The following is a 20,436-nucleotide window of genomic DNA, read 5'->3' on the forward strand; positions in this document are numbered from 1 at the left end:
TTGGTACCGCTAGGCAGGCGTCAGCGCGACGATCGGGATCGGCCGTGACGTCCGGCCCTGGTAGCCGTCGTACCGGTTGGCGTTGTTCTTGTTGACGATCTTCCACAGTCGCGCATAGTCGGGGTCGTCCGGACCGATGCTGCGTGCGGTGACTCCGAATCGTTTGGAGCCGAGGTTGATCTCGCACTCCGGACGTTTGCGCAGGTTGTGATACCAGCCGGGGGCGCTGTCGCTACCGCCGTAGGACGCGACGACCAGGTAGGAGTCACCGTCCTTGGCGTAGGTCAGGGTGGAGGAGCGCTGCTGACCGGTCTTGGCGCCGACCGTGTGCAGCAGCAGGCTGTCCGGCATCCCGGGTACGTGGTGGCCGATCCGGCCGTCGGTCTTCCGGTATAGCGAGTCGTGAATACGCAGCAGCGGGGCGAGAAACAGCCGCTCTAGCGTGGTGAGGTTGCTCATGAATTCAGTTCTACTGACTGGCGTCGATGCGTGCCAGCGCGTCGCGCAGGATCTGCCCGGTGGCTTCCCGGTCCGGGTCCCGGCGCAGCAGCATCCCTTTGGCCACCGAGAGCTTGTCGCCGTTGCGGCGGGGCAGCACGTGCAGGTGGATGTGGAACACCGTCTGGAACGCCGCGCTGCCGTCGTTGATCCCGATGTTCGTGGCGTCGGCCAATTCGGTGGCCCTGGCGGCGCGCGCGATCCGCTGACCGATGGTGATCATCTCGGCCAGCGTCTGCGGCGGGGTATCGGTCAAATCGACGCTGTGCTGCTTCGGGATCACCAGGGTGTGGCCGCGCGTGAACGGGCGGATGTCGAGGATCGCCAGGTAGTCGTCGTCTTCGTAGATCCGGATGGCCGGAGCTTCCCCGGCGACGATCGCACAGAACACGCAGGACATGTGGCCACGGTACTGGCTGCCTCGACCCGGCCGTCTCGCGACCGAGCCGCGGAACGCACCCGTTCATACGGTTCGCGCAGATGATCAACCGGCCGGGGCGCGACCGAGGCCGCGCGGGCTACGCTGCGGCAATGGACGCTCGCGAACTCGCTTTCGCCGGTGCGGGCGCACTGGCACAGATGCTGGCCGACGGTGAAATCAGCGCCCCGGACCTGCTCGAGGTCTACCTGGACCGGATCGCGCGCCTGGACAGCGACCTGCGCTGCTATCGCGTGGTGCTGGCCGACAGCGCCCGCGAGGACGCGCATGCCGCCCAGGAGCTGCTCGATGCCGGTGAGCGGCTGCCGCTCCTGGGCGTGCCGATCGCGATCAAGGACGATGTCGACGTCGCCGGAGAGGTGACCGCGTGCGGCAGCGGTGGCCACGGTCCGCCGGTGCCGTCCGACGCGGAAGCGGTCCGCCGGTTGCGCGCGGCCGGCGCGGTCATCATCGGCAAGACCAATGTGCCCGAGCTGATGATCTTTCCGTTCACCGAGTCGCTGACCTTCGGCGCGACCCGCAACCCGTGGAACCTCGGGCGCACCCCGGGCGGAAGCAGCGGCGGCAGCGGCGCCGCGGTCGCCGCCGGGCTGGCCCCGATGGCGCTGGGATCCGACGGCGGCGGCTCCATTCGCGTCCCGTCGTCCTGGTGTGGCCTGTTCGGCCTGAAGCCGCAACGCGATCGCGTCTCGCTGGAACCGCATGACAACGCGTGGTACGGGCTGAGTGTCAACGGTCCGATCGCGCGGTCGGTGGCCGATGCCGCACTGTTTCTCGATGCCACCTCGACGATCCCGGGCGCCGAGGGCGAATTCGCCGCCGCCGCCAAGCGTGATCCCGGCAAACTGCGAATTGCGTTGAGCACCAAAATCCCCACGCTCCCGCAGCGGGTCGGGCGCGAAGAGTTGGCGGCCGTAGACCAGGCCGGCGCGTTGCTTCGCGATCTGGGCCATGACGTCATCACGGCCGACCCCGACTATCCACTGGCCCAGCTCTACGCCAACTTCCTGCCGCGTTATCTGCGGGGCATCAGCGACGACGCCGCCGCGCAGGCCCACCCGGAACGGCTCGAAGCCCGCACCCGCACTCTGGCGCGCATGGGCTCGTTCTTCTCTGATCGACGGATGGAATCCGTGCGGGCGGTCGAGGAGCGGATGAACGCCAAGATCCAGTCGATCTTCGACGATGTCGACGTCGTCATCACGCCCGGCACCGCGGACGGTCCGTCTCGCATCGGTGCCTATCGGCGCCGCGGCGCGGTGTCGACGCTGCTGTTGGTCGCCCAGCAGGTGCCGTACTTCGCGCCCTGGAACGCCACCGGTCAGCCCGCCGCGGTGGTGCCGTGGGACTTCGACGGCGACGGCCTGCCATTGTCGATACAGCTGGTCGGCCGGCCGTTCGACGAGGCGACGCTGTTGTCGCTGTCCGCGCAGATCGAAGCGGCACGGCCGTGGGCGCACCGGCGACCGCCGGTGTCATGAGGGCAATAGCTCCCGCCAGGCCGCCAGCTTGACGCCCGGCCGCGTGGCATGCGCGGGGCTGCTGGACGGCAGCCGCTCGAACGTGAGCCGCTCATCCGGGGGTGCCAGCCTGCGGTACAGCTCGGCCGCCTTGGCGCCGTTGAAGTAAACCCGGGTGATCCTCGGATAGTTGGCGAACAACTCGGCAAAGTCGTTGACCACCAAGCTTTTCGGATCGAACGCGGAGTCCGCGCTACCGGCTCGGCGGCAGCTGCGCAGCACGTCCCACAGCGCGACTCCGTGGGTTCGCAACGCGGCCAGCCGGGATTCGTACGGCCCGTCGGCGTCGAACCCGAAAAGCTCACCGGTGATGGCCCAGAACGCATTTCGTGGATTGGCGTAGTACTGCTGTGCCACCAGCGACTGCACACTCGGAAACGAGCCCAGGATCAGCATCCGGGCGCGGTCGTCGACGACGGGCGCGAAGCCGTGCAGCAGGGGAGGGGTCATCGCTTCACATCATGGCCCGTCGGCGTTGTACGTTGACCACGTGGACGACGCGGTCGACCGGAACATCGATGATCTGCTCGACGGACTCGAAGGCGCCGCGCGCACGGAACGTGCCGAGCTGGTGGCTTGGCTGCTGGAACAGGGCATCACCGCCGAGGAGATCGCGGCCACCGACCCGCCGCTGCTGCTGGCCAGTCGCCGCATCATCGGCGACGACGGCAGCTACGTGTCGGCGCGGGAGATCAGCGAGCAACACAGCATCGACCTGATGCTGCTGCAGCGCGTGCAGCGCGCGATCGGGTTGGCCAGGGTGGACGACCCCGACGCGGCGATCCACATGCGCGCCGACGGGGAAGCGGCCGCCTACGCCCAGCGCTTCGTGGAGCTGGGGCTCAACCCCGATCAAGTCGTGCTGGTGGTGCGGGTGCTCGCCGACGGTCTGTCCCACGCCGCCGAAGTCATGCGGTATGCCGCGCTGGCGGCGATCATGCGTCCGGGAGCCACCGAGCTGGAGATCGCCCAGGCGTCGAAGGCGCTGGTGAGTCAGATCGGCCCGCAGCTGGGCCCGATGATCGAGCAGATGCTGTTCATGCAGCTGCGCCACATGATGGAGACCGAAGCGGTCAATGCCGCCGAACGGGCCGCGGGCAAGCCGCTACCGGGCGCGCGCCAGGTCACCGTTGCCTTCGCCGATCTGGTCGGCTTCACCCGGCTGGGCGAGGTGGTGTCACCCGAGGAGCTGGGGCAACTTGCCAGCCGGCTGGCGGCGCTGGCTCGCGACATCACCGCCCCGCCGGTGCGGTTCATCAAAACGATCGGGGACGCGGTGATGTTCGTCTGCCCCGAGCCAGCGCCGTTGCTCGATGTCGTGCTGAAGCTCGTCGAAGCCGTCGATACCGACAACGACTTTCCGCGGCTGCGGGCGGGGGTGTCGGCCGGGATGGCGGTGAGCCGGGCCGGCGACTGGTTCGGCAGCCCGGTCAATGTCGCGAGCCGGGTTACCGGGGTAGCGCGCGCGGGCACCGTGTTGGTCGCCGATTCCGTGTGGGACGAGATCGGCGAATCCGGGGAGTTCTCCGGGTCTTTCGCGGGGGCGCGTCGCCTCAAGGGCGTCAAGAATGAAGTCAAGCTCTTCCGGGTGCGCCGGGGCGGCGAGGCCCGCAACAACGACTGATTTCGCCAAACGTATAGGCAGGCCCGGGCGGCTCTGGGGGGCGTCTGACACGGTCCGACGCGGCCGGCTCCTTCCCCTCTGCCGGCGCTTTGATTCGGCCGCTTCCGGGCCTGCTTCGCTCCCAAAAATACGCCGATGAGCGGGCCATATCAACGGTTTTGCGGGTCCCGAAGAACTTTCGCGGCGCTGCGTTCGCCGCGAGCGAACCCCCTTCGCATTACACGTGTAACGGTGTAATCATGTAATTATGAAATCGCATCACAGTCAGCGGCGGTACGGCCGCCCCGGGGGCTGGCAGCAAGCCCAGCAACCCGATGCCACCGGCGCGGCGGAATGGTTCGCCGGACGCCTGCCCGAAGCCTGGTTCGACGGCGACCCGACGGTCGTCGTCGATCGTGAAGAGATCACCGTCATCGGCAAGCTGGCGGACGCAGCGGAAGAGAGCGAGGCGCGGGCCGAGGGCCGGGCCTCGCGTTTCCGCGAGGAGACTCGTTCGGAGCGGATGCGTATTGCCGACGAGGCGCAGGATCGCTACGGGCGCAAGGTTTCTTGGGGCCTGGAGATCGGCGGCGAGCGAATCCTGTTCACGCACATCGCAGTTCCGGTGATGACACGCTTGAAGCAACCGGAACGTCAGGTGCTGGACACGTTGGTGGACGCAGGTGTCGCCAGGTCTCGGGCCGACGCCCTGGCGTGGTCGGTCAAGCTCGTCGGCGAACACACCGAGGAATGGCTGGCCAAGTTACGCGACGCGATGTCGGCGGTCGACGATGTGCGCGCGCAGGGGCCGGACCTACCGGCTTAGTTCAATGCCACAGTGCCGCTTAGGCATTGGTGTCGCTAGCTGTTGTTGACTTTCTCGACGATCTTGTCGGCGATCTGGCTCGACTGATCGCTGATGTGGTATCCGCAGGCGTTGACGTCGACGATCACGTTGTTCGCCACGCTCATCGCGTGCTCGCACTGCCAGCCGTCGGCGCCTTCCTGACTCTGCAGCACCGATATCTTCGGTGAAGTGCCTTGGATGGGGGCAAAAGTCCACCGATAGGTCTTGCCCGACGAATTCGTCACGGTCACCGTCTGGCCGACGCAGGTCTTCCATTTGTCCAGCGAGCTCTGCAGGAACGCCTTGGCCTTGTCGGCGGTCGGAAATGCCACCACCGCCTGGTTGACCCAGTGGTCGTTGTTGTCTCCCGGCTCGGCGGAGACCAGTCCGTTGATACCGGTGTAGCCGCTTCCGGCGTACGCGGCATCCTGCGTCGTGTACAGCGCTCCCTGACAGGCCGGTACCGACACATTCATCTCGGAGGTGCCCATCGATGTGATGGGTTTCCCGGGCTGGATGTTCGTCGCACCCATGATGGCGTTGATGTCCGAGGCGTTCAGCAGCAGCGTGTTCAGATGCGTCGACGCTATCGGTTCGGGTGGCGGCTTTGGATCGGGGATGATCAGCCAAATAGCCACCGCGCTGACGACGACCACGAGCACCACCGCGGCCGCGGCGATGATCGGCCAGGGATTGCGCTTGGGTTTGGGTGGCGGCTGCTGTCCCAGGGTCCACGGGCTGACGGGCTGCGAGGGCGGGCCGCCCCAGTTACCGCTGCTGCCTTGGTAGTACTGCGGGCCGGAGACGGGCTGACCCGGGGTGGGGACGGGCCCGCTCTCGGGTGCCCAGGGCCGCGGGCTGGGTGCGTGCTGCGGTGGCACCGGTGGAGCACTTGGCCCGGGGCGCGGGTACGGCGTCGGGGTCGGCGCCGGCGGCGGGGGTGTGACGGGCCGCTGCACGGGAGGCGCCGCCGCGGTGCCCGCGATCGTCGGTGGCTGCTCGAGCTTCTCTTTGCCGGGCAGGGTGGCTTCCTGGCTGCGGCGCAGGATGTCGTCGGCGTGGTCTTGATCGGGGTTGCTGAGCGCCTCATGGGCGGCCAGCGCCATGTCGCCGGCACTGGCGTAGCGGTCCTCGGGTTTTTTCGCCATGCCGCGCGCGATCACCGCGTCGAAGGCCTTCGGAATGCCCGAGCGCACCGCGCTGGGCAGCGGAATGGGATCGCTCATGTGCGCCTTGACCAGCACGCCCGCGCTGTCGGCACGGTACGGCGGGGCCCCGGTCAGGCATTCGTGCAGCACACAGGCCAGTGCGTAGATGTCGGCGCGGTAGGTCACCTCGTCGTTGGTGAACCTCTCCGGGGCCATGTATTTCCAGGTGCCGACCGCCGTGCCGAGCTGGGTGAGCTTCTCGTCGGTGGTGGCACTGGCGATGCCGAAGTCGACCAGGTAGGCGAAATCGTCGCGGGTGACCAGGATGTTGGGCGGCTTGACGTCGCGGTGCATGACCCCCGCGGCGTGCGCCGCATCCAGCGCCGAGGCGATCTGGGTGATGATCGCGACCGAGCGCGGCGGCGTCAGGGGGCCATACCGCTTGAGCAAGCTGTCCAGGTCGGTGCCCTCGACGAGGCGCATCTCCATGTACATTTTTCCGTCGATTTCGCCGTAGTCGTGGATCGGCACGACGTGCGGCTCCTGCAAACGGCCCGCGGTGCGCGCTTCGCGCTTCATCCGCTCGCGAAAGACGGGGTCCGAGCTGAATTGGTCGGACATCAGCTTGACCGCGACCGTCCACTCTTTGACGGTGTGCTCGGCCTCGTAAACTTCGCCCATCCCGCCCCGGCCCAGCAGCCGTTTCAGGTGGTAGGGCCCGAACGTCGAGCCCTCGCGTGAGGCCTGCCCCTCGCTCATCGCTGATCCTCCAAACCAACCGCAGACCCGCCGACCATATCAACAATTTCCCGCCCACCCCGTCGGCCGCAACCCCCGGTAAGCACCCATGACGGTATGTGCCGGCCGGCCCGGCCGCTCGACAACGGCAAACATCGACGGGCTGCCCACTCGTCGATCCCGGCCCCCAAATGTGCGCTGCGTTCCAAGAATTCATCAAGGATCTCCGCAGTACGCGGGCAGGCCCTTTCTCCATACGCACCCGGGTTACAGCGAAGGGATGTCAATGCTCACTGCGATGTCGCCCGTCCAGTGGCGCGCCGGCGCCGAGCGAGCATGGTCGTTCGGCGTGTACTACGTCGGGTATCGGCTGCTGTCGGTTCAGCTGACGTGCGGCTCGTGGGCAGTCAGCGCGCTAACGCTGGTCGCCAAACACGCGTAGACAACATCACTTGGCCGCTTTGCGTTGTGGGTCAAGCTGTCTGAGTCGCAGCGCGAGCAGGATGATCAGCACGATCGCCTGTACGGCGCAGGCACCCACGGCCAGCCACCAGTTGCCGGGTTCGTACTCCCACAGCGGGTCTTCGTCGCCGCCCGCCGTCCGGCGCAGATCGTCGAGATCGATGGTCGAGGCGCCCATCGCATAGGCCCAGCGGGACGGCGACAGCCACGCCAACTGCTCCAGCGGGATCCGGCCCCTGACCCCAAACATGCCGCCGCACAGCACGAGTTCGGCCATCACCACGAGCACGAGCAGCGGCATGCCCCGGTCGGCGTTGCCGATCATCGCCGAAATCAGCAGACCGATCATCATCGAGACCACGGTGACGGCGACGACCGCGAGCGCCACTTCGACTCTGGGCCAAGGCAAGACGACGGCCTGGTCCGGCGGCGGCAGGCCCACCACCCCGAGGAAACCAAGAATGAGGCCTTGCAGCGTGGTCAGCGCGGTGAGGACTACCAACTTCGAGGCCAGATAGGCGGCGCGCGACAGCCCGATGCCGTGCTCGCGCTGATAAATGGCGCGTTCCTTGACGATCTCGCGGATCGACGCGGCGCAGCCCATCAGCGCCCCACCGATGATCAGCAGCACCAGCAATTGGGAGGGCTGAGTGGACTTCATCTCGATGGCCTTGGTCAGCGACAGCCCGGCCTGGCCCGGGACGGCGTGCGCGAACAGACTCAGCAGCAGCGGCAGCACCAGCAGCGTCACCGCGTACTGGCGATCGGCGGCGATGACCGCCAAATACCGCCGGCACAGCGTGGTGAACTGGGCGAACGCGCTCTGCTGGGCGACCGGCTTCGCGGCGCGCGCCGCAGGTGCCGGGGCTTTCAGGGCGGCGTGCGGCCCGGTGAGGGCCCCGTGGATGGGCGATGCGACGTAACGGCCGGTCCAGTCGGTGGTGGTGTCGTGTTCGAGGAGGTTGAACAGGTCGGCGAAGTCGTTGCACTGGAAGTAGTTCAGGGCTTGTTGCGGCGGACCGAAGTACGCCAGGCGACCGCCCGGCGCCAGGATGAGCAGCCGGTCGCACAGATTCAGCTGCGCGGTGTTGTGGGTGACCACCACGACGGATCGGCCGTCGTCGGCCAGGGCCCGCAGGGTCTGCATGACGGATTTCTCGTAGCCCGGGTCGAGGCCCGACGTGGGCTCGTCCAGGAACAGCAGGGACGGTTTGGTCAGCAGCTCCAGCGCAACGCTGGTGCGTTTGCGCTGACCGCCCGACAAGCTGTCGATCCGTTGATTGGCATGCGCCGCCAGCCCGAGCTCGCCCAGCACCTCGTCGATGCGCTGCTTTCGTTCCCGGGTGGAGACGTCTTGCGGAAACCGAAGCTGCGCAGCGTAATTCAGCGCCCGTCGCACCGTCAGCTGAGTGTGCAGGATGTCGTCCTGCGGCACGAAGCCGATCCGGTGTCGCAGCTCGGCGTAGTTCTGGTAGAGGTCGCGATTGTCGTATCGGACCTCGCCGCTACCGGCCGGACGGAATCCGGTCAATGCGCTCAATAACGTGGATTTCCCTGCGCCGCTTGGCCCTACCACCGCCATGAAGCAGCGCTGCGGCAGGGCGAAACTGACGTTGGACAACAACACCTTGCCCTTGTTGGAGACCACCCGCAGGTTCGATGCCTCGTAGGACACGTCGCCGGTGTCGGTGTACTCCGCGAGTTGGTCACCGGACAGGTGCAGCAGCTGATGGCCGATGCCGACGATGTCGTTCGGTCCGATGATCGCGCGGGCGATCCGGTGGCCGTTGACGTAGGTTCCGTTGGCGCTGTTGCTATCTACCAGCTCCCACTGATTCCCGGAGCGACGCAACACCGCGTGGTGGCGAGAGACCAGCAAGTCGTCGAGCACGACGTTGTTGTCGGTTCCCCGGCCAATCCCGATGGTTACCTGATCCATCGTGTACACCGCGGTCGGTGGCCGGGCAACCGTGGTCTCGCCGACCGGTTGCGTCGTCGGCGCGACGGTTTGTGTCCTAGCGGGGCTGGGCGGTGGGGCGATCGGGTAGAGCTCGAGTGTCTGCCCGGAGGACGCCGACCCCAGCACGACGGTGATCGGCTGGCTTATCGGCAGGCTCTCGACTCGCCGCCCGTTCACGAACATCCCGTTGTTGCTGTGGTTGACCAGGACCCAGCCCGCGGGAGTCGGTTGCAGCACCGCGTGCTGGCGCGACACTCTGGGGTTGTCCAGCTGGATGTCGGCTTCGTGCGCGCGGCCAATGCTCCAGGACCGGCCACCGGTGGCCTGCCAGGTACGCCCACCCGCCCGCAGCTCCAACCCGGGAATGGTGGTGACCATTTCGGTCCTGTCTTCCACTCATTGCCTCCGCTGTGTTAGCTAGCCGCCCCGGGTACCGTCACGACGTCCACCACTTGTATAGCTGATCTTGGTGCGATCCTGGCGTTTTTACCACCCGAGCGCGGTTTGCTGATCAGATTCGGATCGCGTGGCGCTCGCCGTCTCGGACATCCAATGCCGTTGGGCTGGTTGATCTTTGGCTACTGCGGCTCAGCCACCGTATTTGGTCCACCAGGTGTGCAGCTCCTCGATGGTCGGCGGGTCCCCAAAGACGTCACACAGCAGCAGCTTGACCTGGTTGCTCCACACCATGTTGGGGTGGTTGTTGTAGGTGCCGCAGGCGACCACGCCGACGTCGACCTTCGGGTCGTTCGGGTGCTGCCAGGTTTCCGGGTTGTTGGCTTCTCCGGGGCAGGTCACCAGCGTCAGAAGCTTGATGTCGGCGTCCGTTGCGTCTTTCAGGACACTCGGATTCGGGAAGAGTCCGTAGCGCGCTTTGGACGGGCCGCCCGGATTGGTGTTCTGGTCGCAGTCGAGCACGGCCAGCGCATCCGACCAGACGGTGTTCGGTTTTGCGGTGGCCGGTGTGCATGCGCCGCTCGGGTAGCCCGGGGGCACCAGGCTGAGCAGCTGGCCGTCGACGTCGCCGGACGCGGTGGTCGTGGTGGTGGTCGGTTTCGAACTCGTGGTCCTCGGCGGGGTTGTGGTGCTGGTCGCACTGGGATGCGGCTGGGGGTTGTCGTCGCCCTGCGTGACGACGTAGACGACGATGGCGCCGACCACCAGCACCACGACCAGGGCGACGGCACCGATCACGATCGGCCAGGGGCTGCGTTTGGGCTTGGGCGGGGGTTGCTGCCCCAGGGTCCACGCCGTGGGTCCGGCGGGCGGGGGTGCGCCCGGCGGCGTACCGCCCCAGTTGCCGCTGGTGCCTTGGTAATACTGCGGGGCGGAGACGGGCTGGCTCGGGGTGGGGACGGGTCCGCTCTCGGGTGCCCAGGGCCGCGGGCTCGGTGCGTGCTGCGGTGGCGCCGGCGCAGAGCTCGGTTGCGGGTACGGCGGCGGCGGTGTGTTGCTCGGCGGTTGTGCCGTGGCGGGGGCGGTCGGTGGCGGGATGTGCGGGGTTTCGGCGGCCAGGGTGGCTTCTTGGCTGCGGCGCAGGATGTTGTCGGCGTGGTCTTGATCGGGATTGCTCAGTGCCTCGTGGGCGGCCAGCGCCAGGTCGCCCGCGCTGGCGTAGCGGTCCTCGGGCTTCTTGGCCATGCCGCGGGCGATCACCGCGTCGAAGGCCTTGGGGATGCCCGAGCGCACCGCGCTGGCCAGCGGTATGGCGTCGGCCGTGTGAGCTCTGACCAGCTCGCCGGCGGTGCTCGCGCGATACGGCGGGGTGCCCGTCAGGCATTCGTACAGCACGCAGGCCAACGCGTAGATGTCGGCGCGGTAGGTCACCTCGCCGTTGGAAAACCGTTCGGGCGCCATGTATTTCCAGGTGCCGACCGCCGTGCCGAGCTGGGTGAGTTTTTCGTCGGTGGTGGCACTGGCGATGCCGAAGTCGACCAGGTAGGCGAAATCATCACGGGTGATCAAGATGTTGGGCGGCTTGATGTCGCGGTGCATCACGCCGGCGGCGTGGGCCGCGTCGAGCGCCGAGGCGATCTGGGTGATGATCGCGACGGCGCGCGGCGCGGTCAGTGGGCCGAACCGTTTGAGCGTGTCGTCCAAGTCGATGCCCTCGATGAGGTGCATCTCCATGAACATCTGCCCGTCGATCTCGCCGTAGTCGTGGATCGGCACCACATGCGGTTCCTGCAAACGGCCGGCGGTACGCGCCTCGCGCCGCATCCGCTCACGAAAGACGGGGTCCCGGCTGAACTCCGCGGTCATGACCTTGACCGCGACCGTCCACTCTTTGACGGTGTGCTCGGCCTCGTAGACTTCGCCCATCCCGCCGCGGCCCAGCAGCCGTTTCAGGTGGTAGGGCCCAAACATCGACCCCACTCGCGAGTTTTGCTCCTCGCTCATCGCTGATCCTCCAAACCGGCCGCAGACCCGCCGACGATATCAACAATTACGGGCGAATCCTCGCTCGTAACCTCCGCGACTAGCAACCATCACGGTAAGCCGTCGCGAACTCGGACGCGTGACAATCGCGAGATCCCGGCGCGGTCGCGTCGCGTACCGACGACGACGCCGTCCGGCGAAAAGCCTTGTGGTGATTGGTCATGCTGTAGTCAAGCATGCTGCATCCATGAAATTCATTGCGCAGCAATGCTATTCGTTCGATTAATTCAGTTCGCTGCGTCGCTGTTGTAGCCGCGGGGGATCTCGAACGTGAATTCGTGGTCGCAGATCCGGACGTGGTCGCCGTCCTTGAGCGTCGCCGCGGAGCGGATGCGCTGGTGTTGCACATGTACGCCGTTTGACGAGCGCAGGTCGTTGATGATGTAGCTGGTGCCGGTGTCGACGATGACGGCGTGATGGCGGCTCACATTGGCGCTGGCCAGGATGATGTCGTTGTCGCTGAGACGTCCGATCCGGGTCTCGGCCGCGCGCACCGGGTAGCTGCGACCCGACGCTTCGTGCAGGTACGCAGCGGGCTTCCCGGCGGGGACCTTGGTGCGCTGGTCCAGCAGGGTGACGGTACCGACCGCCGTGGTCCGGGCCGATTTCTTGGCGTCCAGCGGTTCCTGGCGCAGGATTTTTTCGTTGAGATCACGCAACTTCGGGCCGGGGTCGATGCCGAGCTCGTCGGCCAGTGTCGTCTTCACCCGGCGGTACGCGGCCAGCGCGTCGGATTGGCGGTCGGTCAGGTAGTAGGCCGTGATCAATTGGGCCCACAGCGGCTCGCGGTAGGGGTGCTCCGCGATCAGGGCTTCGAGATCGACGACCACGGAGGCGCCACGTCCGCAAGCGATTTCGGCCTCTGCCTTCGCGGTGTGGACCAGAATTTTCTCCTCCACGAGCGAGGTGGCGAAGGTGTCGACGAACTGAAAGTCGCGCAGGTCCTCGAGCACCGGTCCCCGCCATTGCGCCAGGGCCGCCGACAGGTGCTGGCTTGCCTGCTCGAACCGGCTGACCGCGGCTGCGTGCACGCCCGCGGTCTTCTCGGTGATGAACCGTCCAAGGTCGCAACTGTTTTCGTCAACGGTGAGCCGGTAACCCGGCGGCGCCGCGGCCAGCACCACACGTGGGTCGATGCCGGCACCGCTGAGGAGCTTGCGCAGATTGGACACGTAGGAGTGGATGCTGGCCCGTGCACCCGACGGGGGCTCGTCTTCCCACAGAGCGGTGATCAGTCGTTCGACGCCGACCGGGCTGTTGCGGTTCATCAGCAGCATGGCCAGCACCGCCCGCTGTTTGGGCGTGCCCAACGGCACCATGGTGCCGTCAACAGTCATCTCCAACGGCCCGAGCAGGCCGAGTTCGAGACTTTTGTCTACCATCGTCGCTAACCAGCCCTTCCGGGTTCTCTGCGCGGCGTTACCTGCCATACGGTGTCATTCCTTGTAATTGTGATACGAACCCGCCCGGATTCGTAATACCCCGCAAGATTGGTGTGCCGTGGCTTCGACGGCCACGTGCGTTTGCGAGGGGCTGAAATGCGTTCCCTGCCAGCGTGATCATCGATTGTTCGCGCGAATCCGATTGGGATTCATCGAAAACGCAAAAGGCGGGCAGCCGACGCGGTGTGGTGCACCACGTGACTGCCCGCCGCCTGTTGCCGGCTCAGCCGGTGACGATCATCAGCTGCTTGCTGGCCTCCCACGCCTTGACGAAGAGCGCCATCGGGATCTGCTCGTCGCGGCCGTCGCGGGAGCCGCTGTCGTTGAGGTGCACCACGTTATTGGCGGTGTCCACACCGGTCACCACCACCGCGTGGTCGCCGCGCGGGTCTCCGTTGTCGTCCTTGTTTTCGACGGGCTGGTGCCAGATGAGCTCGCCGTTGACGCTGACGATGACCGTGTGACCCGCACCCAGGATCTGCTCGAGACCCTCCATGCCACCCGGGATGCCGTCCTTGGCGGCGTGCTCCTTGTTGGTGATCATGGCTTTCACGCCGTAGGACGCCAGCAGTGTGGGGACATCCCCAAAGCTGGTGCCCATACCCGAATTCGGCTTCTTGGTGTCGGCCGGCGTGAAGTAGATCGAGCCGGGGTGGATCACGCTCGGCGTGGATTCCGCCTTTTTGATGATGGCCCGCTCCGAGGGCTCTTCGCCGGTGATTTGACCGATCACGTCGGCGGCCGACATCAGGACGCAGTCGTCGTATTTCTGGTAGCGCCAGTACTCGGCGGCGGCCGCGGGGTCTCCGTACATCGTGCCGGCGGCCGCTTGCGCCGGCCCGGCCAATCCAAGTGCGACCGCACCCGCGACGACCGAAAGCGTGGCCATCTTGGCGACCGTGGCAATCTTGTTGATCTTCATGGGTTGTCCTTTTCTCGTCCCGCGGTGTTACGGGTGGTTGAGAAAAGGTTCCGATCGTGGCCTATTTGTTATCTCCACGAATTCTTGGAGTGACCTCGCGGCGGTGGACCGGCACGCTCGCCGCGATAAAGCCCCTGTTCAGGCCGCGTTTAGCGACATCGGCGGAGTCGCCGACCGCAGGAGAGCTAGTTGCACGCCCAGGTGTCGATGGAGCCGCCACCGAGTTTGCTCAGCGCGTCCTTCATCGCGGCGGCCAGGGTGGTGCCGACCCCGCCCTGGAATGCCCTGCCATTGGTCGCGACGGCGCCGCAATCGGTGAAGCTGGTGAGCACCTTGCAGTCCGTGTAGGCGCAGTTTTTGACGGCGGTGGCCTCCGCGGCCGGCCGGGTTGGGTAGTCCCAGGAGCGGCCCCAGGAACCGTTGCTGGAGTAGGCAATCGCGCCGTATTGGTCGGCCGCGCCGGCCGCGGGAGCCAGCGCGACGCTGATTGCGGCGGCGGTGGCCATACCGGCGACGGCCACGGTGAACCGCCGGCGACGAGTAACCATCCTCATTGGTGATTCCTTTCCGAATGCCGGCGGTCCGGCGGTTTTCACGGGTTGCGATTCCACGCCGATGGCTAGACGGGCTTGGTGGCGGTGACTGTCTTGCCCCAGTCGGACATCGTCAGCGTCACCGAGGTGTCATTCGTCGGATGGACCTGAAGCTGGACGAGGTGTGAGGAGCCGTCGGAGGCGATCCAGACCGTGGTGGGCACCGTGGTCACGCTCTGGGCGGTCAACTTCGAGCCGGCCAGCGTGGCGACGTCGTCGGCCGACGAGCTACCGGTGATCTTGGTGGTCGCGACGCCGTTGACCTGCTCGGTGCCGGTCACCGCGCCGCCCTGCAGCTTCGACAACAGGTTGGCCAGCCCCTTGTTGGGGTCGAGCAGCACCGACACGTTGTAGATCGAGGCGCCATTGCCGAAGTCGGTGTAGGTGCCGGGCTGTCCGAGGTCGGAGTAGAGATGGCCGTCGACGTAGACGAACTTCGCGTCCTGCGGGGATTTGCCGACCAGCAGCGTCGCGGTACCGGTGGCAACCGTTTGCGGGGAGTTGGAGATGTCGCCGTCGAGCTTGGTGACCCGCAGGTTGGGCACGTCGCCCTGCACCGCCACGCTGACGTGCATCCCGGTGACCTTGGTCATCGCGTCGGCGGCCTGCTTGAGCAGGGTGGCCGCTTCACTGCTGGAGGTGGTGGCGGTGGAGCCGGGCGATTTGCCGGTGCTCGAGTTACTTGAACAGCCACCGATGGCGAGTACGAGGGCGAGCGCGGCGGCAGCGGCGGCGGTAACGGTGCGAGGCGAGAGCTTCATCGACGTCTCCTTCAGTGTTGGCCACAGCTGCTTCCTGCATAGCAATCGCCGCGCAGCAAATCAACAGCCGACCTCCGAGCTTAGTGAGCCCGATGTCGGATTCGGAAGGCTTCAACGTGATCCCGCCTTCGACGGGTGTCGGCGCGCGGTCAGATGCTCGGTCACCTGGGTGATGAATTGCCTTGATTGACAGTGTGTTCGAATGCCGCTACGGTGTCGGCCCGGCGTTGCGGGCGCGGCGGCGTCGTCGAGCGCGACGGGTGGCCGGCGTGCAGGAGCGTCCGCCACTGCAGCTCGAGAAATGGCGAATGGGGGGATCCCGGTTACCGAGGTCCCCCCATCGGGGTGGGTGAGTGCGACTAGGTGAGCTGGCCGCCGAATTGCGGGCAGTACGCCGTGGCCGCGTTGACGACGAAGTGGGCGGCCTGGCTGCTGGTCAGGTTCGTCTGGCCGATGACCTCGTTGGCGATGTCGACGCCACTTTCGCCGGAGGCCAGCGCCTGGCACACCTTCTGGCCGTTGTTGACGGCCTCCGCGGGTGAGGTGAAGGTGACGCCCACCTTGCTCATCTGCGCGATGAAGGCTTCGTCGACTGTGCTGGCACCCGCAACGCCGGCGGTGGCGAGTGCGGCGAGTCCGATGGCGGCGGCGCCGATCGCAGTGCTGGCAACTGTGCGGATACGGTGAGTGAACATTGCTGTGATCCTTTGCGGGTGTGCGGTCGGGGTGCTGATGAACACAGCGTCGCGCCCACCCCTAAAAGGATTCTCAAAGGCGGATTACCGGCTCGACGGCGGCGCGAACGAGAGCCCACCGCGGCAGCGCGCAAATGGCGAATGGGGGGACCCCGGTTACCGGGATCCCCCCATCCATTGGGTGGGTGCGTTTAGGTGAGCTGCGGGGCGAGTTGCGGGCAGTAGGCGTGGGTCGCGTCGACTACGAAGTAGGCCGCCTGGTGGCTGGTCAGGTTCGTCTGGCGGAGGACCTCGGTGGCGACGTCGGTCCCGCTTTTGCCGGCGGCGAGTTCCTGGCAGACCTTGTGGCCGTCGCTGATGGCGTCGGCGGGCGAGCTGAAGGAGATGCCGAGCTTGTCCATCTGGGCGAGGAACGCTTCGTCGGCGCTGGTGGCCCCGGCGGTGCCGGCGGTGCCGACCGCGACGATCCCGATGGCGGCGGCGCCGATGAAGGTGCTGGCGATTGTGCTGATGCGGCGAGTGAACATTGCTGTGGTCCCTTTCAGGTGTGCGGTTGGGGTGCTGATGGGACTAGCGTCAGCCGCACTTCTAAAGGGATCCTCAATAACTTCTTGGCGTCATTTCAGTAACGCCTCAGGTTCGCGGCCGGACCCGGGAAAGTTCAGGCCCGGGTCATCGCGTAATAGGCACCCCGGCGGGCGATGAGTTCGGCGTGGTTGCCCTGTTCGACGATCCGGCCGGACTCGACCACCACGATGCGGTCGGCAGCACGGATCGTCGAAAGTCGGTGCGCGATAACGAAACTCGTGCGGTCGCGGCGAAGCTCGTGCATGGCCCGCTGGATAAGAGCCTCGGTGCGAGTGTCGACCGAGCTTGTCGCCTCGTCCAGGATCAGCAGCTGCGGACGGGCAAGGAACGCGCGTGCGATCGTGATCAGCTGCTTCTCGCCGGCGCTGATGTTGGCGCCGTCGCCGGTGACCCGGGTCTGGTAGCCGGCCGGCAGGGTGTGGACAAACCGGTCGACATAGGCCGCCTGGGCGGCTTCGACCACCTCATCCGTGCTGGCCTCGGGCCGCCCGTAGGCAATGTTCTCCGCAATCGTCCCGTCGAACAGCCAGGTGTCTTGTAGCACCATGCCGATTCGCGATCGCAGCGTTTGTCTGCTGATCGTGGTGATGTCGACGCCGTCGACCAGGATCCGGCCGGAATCGACGTCGTAGAACCGCATCAGCAGGTTCACCAGGGTGGTTTTGCCCGCGCCGGTCGGTCCGACGATCGCCACGGTGCTGCCCGGCTCGGCCGTCATCGACAGGTCTTCGATCACCGGCGTGCCCGGCTGGTAGGCGAAGCTGACGTGCTGGAACTCGACGCGCCCGCGCGGCTGCGGGGCCTGGCCGTTGGGCGGCATCGGCGCGGGGTCCGGTGCTTCCTCGGGCTCGTCGAGCAGGTCGAACACCCGCTCCGCGCTGGCCACCCCGGATTGCAGGGTGCTATACATCCCGGCCACTTGGCCCAGTGGGTTGTTGAACTGCCGGACGTACTGAATGAACGCCTGGATGTTGCCCAGGGTGATGTGTCCGGCGGCCACCTGCAGACCGCCGAGCACCGCGACGGCGACGTACCCGAGGTTGCCGATGAACGTCGTGGCCGGCGCCACCAGGCCGGAGAAGAACTGCGAGCCGAAGCTTGCGTGGTAGACGTCGTCGTTGAGGCTGCGGAATTGTTCACGCGCCGCGTCCCGGTGACCGAAGGTCTTGACCACCGTGAACCCGCTGTACGTCTCCTCGATGTGGGCGTTGAGCCGTCCGATGCTGGTCCATTGCGCCACGAACAGGCGTTGTGAACGCCGCGCGATCGCTCGGGACGCCAATAGGGACAGCGGCACCGTCAGCACGGTGATCAACGTCAGCAGCGGGGAAATCGACAGCATCATGCCCAGCACCGTGACCACGGTCAGGATCGACGTCAGCAGCTGGCTGAGCGTCATCGACAGCGACGACTGGACGTTGTCGATGTCGTTGGTCACCCGGCTCAGCAGCTCGCCGCGCAGCCGTCCGTCGAAGTAGGACAGTGGCAGTCGGTGGATTTTGTCCTCGACTTGCGCGCGCAGCGCGATCATGGTGCGCTGCAGGGTGAGGTTGAGCAGCCGGGCTTGTGCCCAAATCAAGAGCGCGGCAACGGCATACAGGGCCAGGGCAATGGCCAGTGTTGTTGCCACCGCGCCGAAGTCCACGCCTTGGCCGGGCACCACATTCATACCCGACAGCAGGTCGGCGAACGCCCCGTCGCCGCGCGCTCTCGCTTGGGCGACGGCCTGCGCCTTGCTGATTCCCGCCGGGAGCCCGCGCCCGATCACGCCGTTGAAGAGTAAATCGGTTGCGTGGCCGAGGATTCGGGGAACAACGACGCCGATCACCGTGCCGGTGAGCCCCAGGACGATCACCGTGATGCTCAGCTTACGTTGTGGCGCAAGCCGTTTCACCAGCCGGGCCGCAGTGCCCCAGAAGTCGCGGGATCGCGTGCTGGCGGTGGCTGCGCGGGTGCGCCCGTTCGTCGCCGTGGTCACTGCGTGCCACCGGATCGTAAGGCGCCGACCGACTGCGAGTCGGCGAATTCCGCGTAGGTGGTGCAATCGGCCAGCAGTGACTCGTGGGTGCCCGATCCCACCATTTTCCCGTTGTCGACCACGATGATCTGGTCGGCCTGCGCTGCCGTCGAAATACGCTGTGTGACAACGATGATGGTGGCTCCACCGGAGATCTCGTGCAGTGCGGCCCGGACGTGCGCGTCGGTGTGCACGTCGAGCGCGGAGAACGCGTCGTCGAACAGGTAGATCGCCGGGCGCCGAATGACTGCCCGGGCAATCGCGAGCCGTTGCCGCTGGCCGCCCGAGAAATTCATTCCGGCCTGGGCGACGCGCATCTGTAACCCGTCGGCGTGCGACCGGACGAATTCGTCGGCGGCGCCCACTCGCAACGCTTCCCACATCTCCTCGTCGGTCACCACCTGGCCGGGGGCCGCGCCCATTCGCAGGTTCTCCGCCACGGTGCCGGAGAAGAGGTACCCGCGTTGTGGGACCAGGCCGATCGCCGACCACAGCCGCTCGGTGTCGTAGTCGCGGACGTCGAGGTCGTCGAGCAGGACCGCGCCGTCGGTCACGTCGTAAAGGCGGCAGATCAGCGACACCAGCGTCGATTTTCCCGAACCGGTGCTGCCGACGACCGCGGTGGTGGTTCCGGGCCGCGCGGTCAACGAGATATCTTGCAGCACAGGGCGATCAGCGCCCGGATAGGTGAATGTCGCACCGTCCAGGCGGACGACGCCGGTGATCCCCGCGCTCGGAAGCCTGGGGTGTTGCGGGCTGGCGATAGCGGGACGGGTGGACAGCACCTCGGTGATCCGCTCGGCGCACACCGACGCCCGCGGCAGCACCACCAATGTCATCGTCGCCATCAATACGGCCATCAGGATCTGGGTGAAATAAGCCAGGAAAGCGGTCAGCGAGCCGACCTGCATCTGGCCGCGATCGATGCGCAGCCCGCCGAACCAGATCAGCGCGACGCTGGAGACGTTGATGGTCAGCGTGGTCACCGGCAGCATCAGCGCTTGCCAGTTGCCCGCCGTCAGGGACGCATTCGACAGTGCGGTGTTGGCGCGAGAAAACCGTTCGCGCTCAAAGCTTTCGCGGGTGAACGCCCGGACTACCCGCACCCCGGACAGCTGGTCGCGCATCACCCGGTTGATGCCATCGATCAGTGCTTGCATGCTGCGGAACAGCGGCAGCATGTGCGACATGATCCAGTAATTCGCGACGGCCAGCACCGGGACGCTGACCAGTAACAGCCACGTCAGCGCGGCCTCTTGATGGATGGCCATGAAGATTCCGCCGATGCACATGATCGGCGCGGTGATCAGTACCGTGCCCGTCATCTGAACCAGGTACTGGATCTGCCGGACATCGTTGGTGCTGCGGATGAGCAGCGTCGGCGCGCCGAATCGGGCGGTCTCGGGCTCGGAGAAGGTGGTGACCTGTTCGAACATCGCCAGGCGCAGGTCGCGGCCGAACCCCATCCCGGTTCGCGACCCGAAGTAGGTGGCCCCGATCGAGCACAGCACCTGCAGCCCGGTGACCGCCAGCATCACCATGCCGAGCCGGACGATCGTCGAGGTGTCGCCCTTGGCGACGCCTTCATCGATGATCGCGGCGTTGACCGTCGGCAGGTACAGCGTCGCCAGCGTGCTGATCAGTTGAAGCGCCATCAGCACCGCCACCAGCCGGCGGTACGGCCGGATGTACTGGCGCAGCAGTGCCAGAAGCATTTGGTAACTGTCGCATACGGCACGCGTCGCGGCGCTGAGCACCGCCGGC

18 protein-coding genes are annotated in these 20,436 nt (G+C 66.5%); 4 read left to right on the forward strand and 14 right to left on the reverse strand.

All coding sequences use genetic code 11. From position 1 onward, the window contains the following. Positions 1-9 precede the first annotated feature (9 nt). Positions 10-459, reverse strand: a complete 450-nt coding sequence (locus tag LMQ14_RS07065) for a nitroreductase family deazaflavin-dependent oxidoreductase (RefSeq protein ID WP_267734062.1) — start codon at positions 457-459, stop codon at positions 10-12. 10 nt (positions 460-469) lie between these two features. Beyond that, complete coding sequence (locus tag LMQ14_RS07070; RefSeq protein WP_267734063.1) at positions 470-898, reverse strand: HIT family protein; 429 nt, start codon at positions 896-898, stop codon at positions 470-472. A gap of 131 nt (positions 899-1,029) precedes the next feature. Here LMQ14_RS07070 and LMQ14_RS07075 point away from each other — a divergent pair, with 131 nt between their 5' ends. Then, entirely contained in the window at positions 1,030-2,418 is a 1,389-nt protein-coding gene (locus LMQ14_RS07075; protein WP_267734064.1) for an amidase, read from the forward strand. Here LMQ14_RS07075 and LMQ14_RS07080 read toward each other — a convergent pair. Next, positions 2,413-2,907 (reverse strand): DNA-deoxyinosine glycosylase, encoded by a 495-nt coding sequence (locus tag LMQ14_RS07080; RefSeq protein WP_267734065.1) that lies wholly within the window; start codon positions 2,905-2,907, stop codon positions 2,413-2,415. The two genes, LMQ14_RS07075 and LMQ14_RS07080, sit on opposite strands and share 6 nt — an antisense overlap. Here LMQ14_RS07080 and LMQ14_RS07085 point away from each other — a divergent pair. Then, positions 2,906-4,081 (forward strand): adenylate cyclase regulatory domain-containing protein, encoded by a 1,176-nt coding sequence (locus LMQ14_RS07085; RefSeq protein WP_420714667.1) that lies wholly within the window; start codon positions 2,906-2,908, stop codon positions 4,079-4,081. The two genes, LMQ14_RS07080 and LMQ14_RS07085, sit on opposite strands and share 2 nt — an antisense overlap. A 247-nt stretch (positions 4,082-4,328) precedes the next feature. Beyond that, positions 4,329-4,886: a hypothetical protein gene (locus LMQ14_RS07090; protein WP_267734067.1), complete on the forward strand. Its 558-nt coding sequence runs from the start codon at positions 4,329-4,331 to the stop codon at positions 4,884-4,886. Positions 4,887-4,921: 35 nt separating this feature from the next. Here the strand turns inward: LMQ14_RS07090 and LMQ14_RS07095 are convergent, their stop codons facing one another. Further along, positions 4,922-6,814 carry a serine/threonine-protein kinase PknH/PknJ gene (locus LMQ14_RS07095; protein WP_267734068.1) on the reverse strand — a complete coding sequence of 631 codons (1,893 nt, stop codon included), beginning with the start codon at positions 6,812-6,814 and terminating at the stop codon, positions 4,922-4,924. 259 nt (positions 6,815-7,073) lie between these two features. Here LMQ14_RS07095 and LMQ14_RS07100 point away from each other — a divergent pair, with 259 nt between their 5' ends. After that, a complete protein-coding gene (locus LMQ14_RS07100) occupies positions 7,074-7,235 on the forward strand; it encodes a hypothetical protein (RefSeq protein WP_267734069.1) in 162 nt (53 codons plus the stop codon). 6 nt (positions 7,236-7,241) lie between these two features. Here the strand turns inward: LMQ14_RS07100 and LMQ14_RS07105 are convergent, their stop codons facing one another. The 10 genes from LMQ14_RS07105 to LMQ14_RS07150 form a co-directional block, all read right to left on the reverse strand. Beyond that, the gene (locus LMQ14_RS07105; protein WP_267735395.1) at positions 7,242-9,593 is read right to left on the reverse strand and encodes an FHA domain-containing protein; all 2,352 of its coding nucleotides are present in this window, start codon (positions 9,591-9,593) and stop codon (positions 7,242-7,244) included. A gap of 210 nt (positions 9,594-9,803) precedes the next feature. Next, complete coding sequence (locus LMQ14_RS07110; RefSeq protein ID WP_267734070.1) at positions 9,804-11,615, reverse strand: serine/threonine-protein kinase; 1,812 nt, start codon at positions 11,613-11,615, stop codon at positions 9,804-9,806. A 266-nt stretch (positions 11,616-11,881) separates the two neighbouring features. After that, positions 11,882-13,036, reverse strand: coding sequence for a BTAD domain-containing putative transcriptional regulator (locus tag LMQ14_RS07115; RefSeq protein WP_267734071.1), 1,155 nt, complete (start codon positions 13,034-13,036; stop codon positions 11,882-11,884). 283 nt (positions 13,037-13,319) lie between these two features. Continuing rightward, the gene (locus LMQ14_RS07120; RefSeq protein WP_267734072.1) at positions 13,320-14,018 is read right to left on the reverse strand and encodes a C39 family peptidase; all 699 of its coding nucleotides are present in this window, start codon (positions 14,016-14,018) and stop codon (positions 13,320-13,322) included. Between the two features lie 185 nt (positions 14,019-14,203). Then, complete coding sequence (locus tag LMQ14_RS07125) at positions 14,204-14,566, reverse strand: DUF4189 domain-containing protein (RefSeq protein WP_267735396.1); 363 nt, start codon at positions 14,564-14,566, stop codon at positions 14,204-14,206. Positions 14,567-14,637: 71 nt separating this feature from the next. Then, complete coding sequence (locus LMQ14_RS07130; RefSeq protein WP_267734073.1) at positions 14,638-15,372, reverse strand: LppX_LprAFG lipoprotein; 735 nt, start codon at positions 15,370-15,372, stop codon at positions 14,638-14,640. A 359-nt stretch (positions 15,373-15,731) separates the two neighbouring features. Next, positions 15,732-16,067: a DUF732 domain-containing protein gene (locus LMQ14_RS07135; RefSeq protein ID WP_267734074.1), complete on the reverse strand. Its 336-nt coding sequence runs from the start codon at positions 16,065-16,067 to the stop codon at positions 15,732-15,734. Between the two features lie 191 nt (positions 16,068-16,258). After that, positions 16,259-16,594 (reverse strand): DUF732 domain-containing protein, encoded by a 336-nt coding sequence (locus LMQ14_RS07140; protein ID WP_267734075.1) that lies wholly within the window; start codon positions 16,592-16,594, stop codon positions 16,259-16,261. Between the two features lie 134 nt (positions 16,595-16,728). Continuing rightward, positions 16,729-18,633, reverse strand: a complete 1,905-nt coding sequence (locus LMQ14_RS07145) for an ABC transporter ATP-binding protein (RefSeq protein ID WP_267734076.1) — start codon at positions 18,631-18,633, stop codon at positions 16,729-16,731. Then, a complete protein-coding gene (locus LMQ14_RS07150; RefSeq protein WP_267734077.1) occupies positions 18,630-20,387 on the reverse strand; it encodes an ABC transporter ATP-binding protein in 1,758 nt (585 codons plus the stop codon). Before LMQ14_RS07150 ends, LMQ14_RS07145 begins: the two co-directional genes overlap by 4 nt. Positions 20,388-20,436 lie beyond the last annotated feature (49 nt).

The organism is Mycobacterium sp. Aquia_213 (genome assembly GCF_026625985.1).
In the GTDB taxonomy this organism is placed as follows: domain Bacteria; phylum Actinomycetota; class Actinomycetes; order Mycobacteriales; family Mycobacteriaceae; genus Mycobacterium.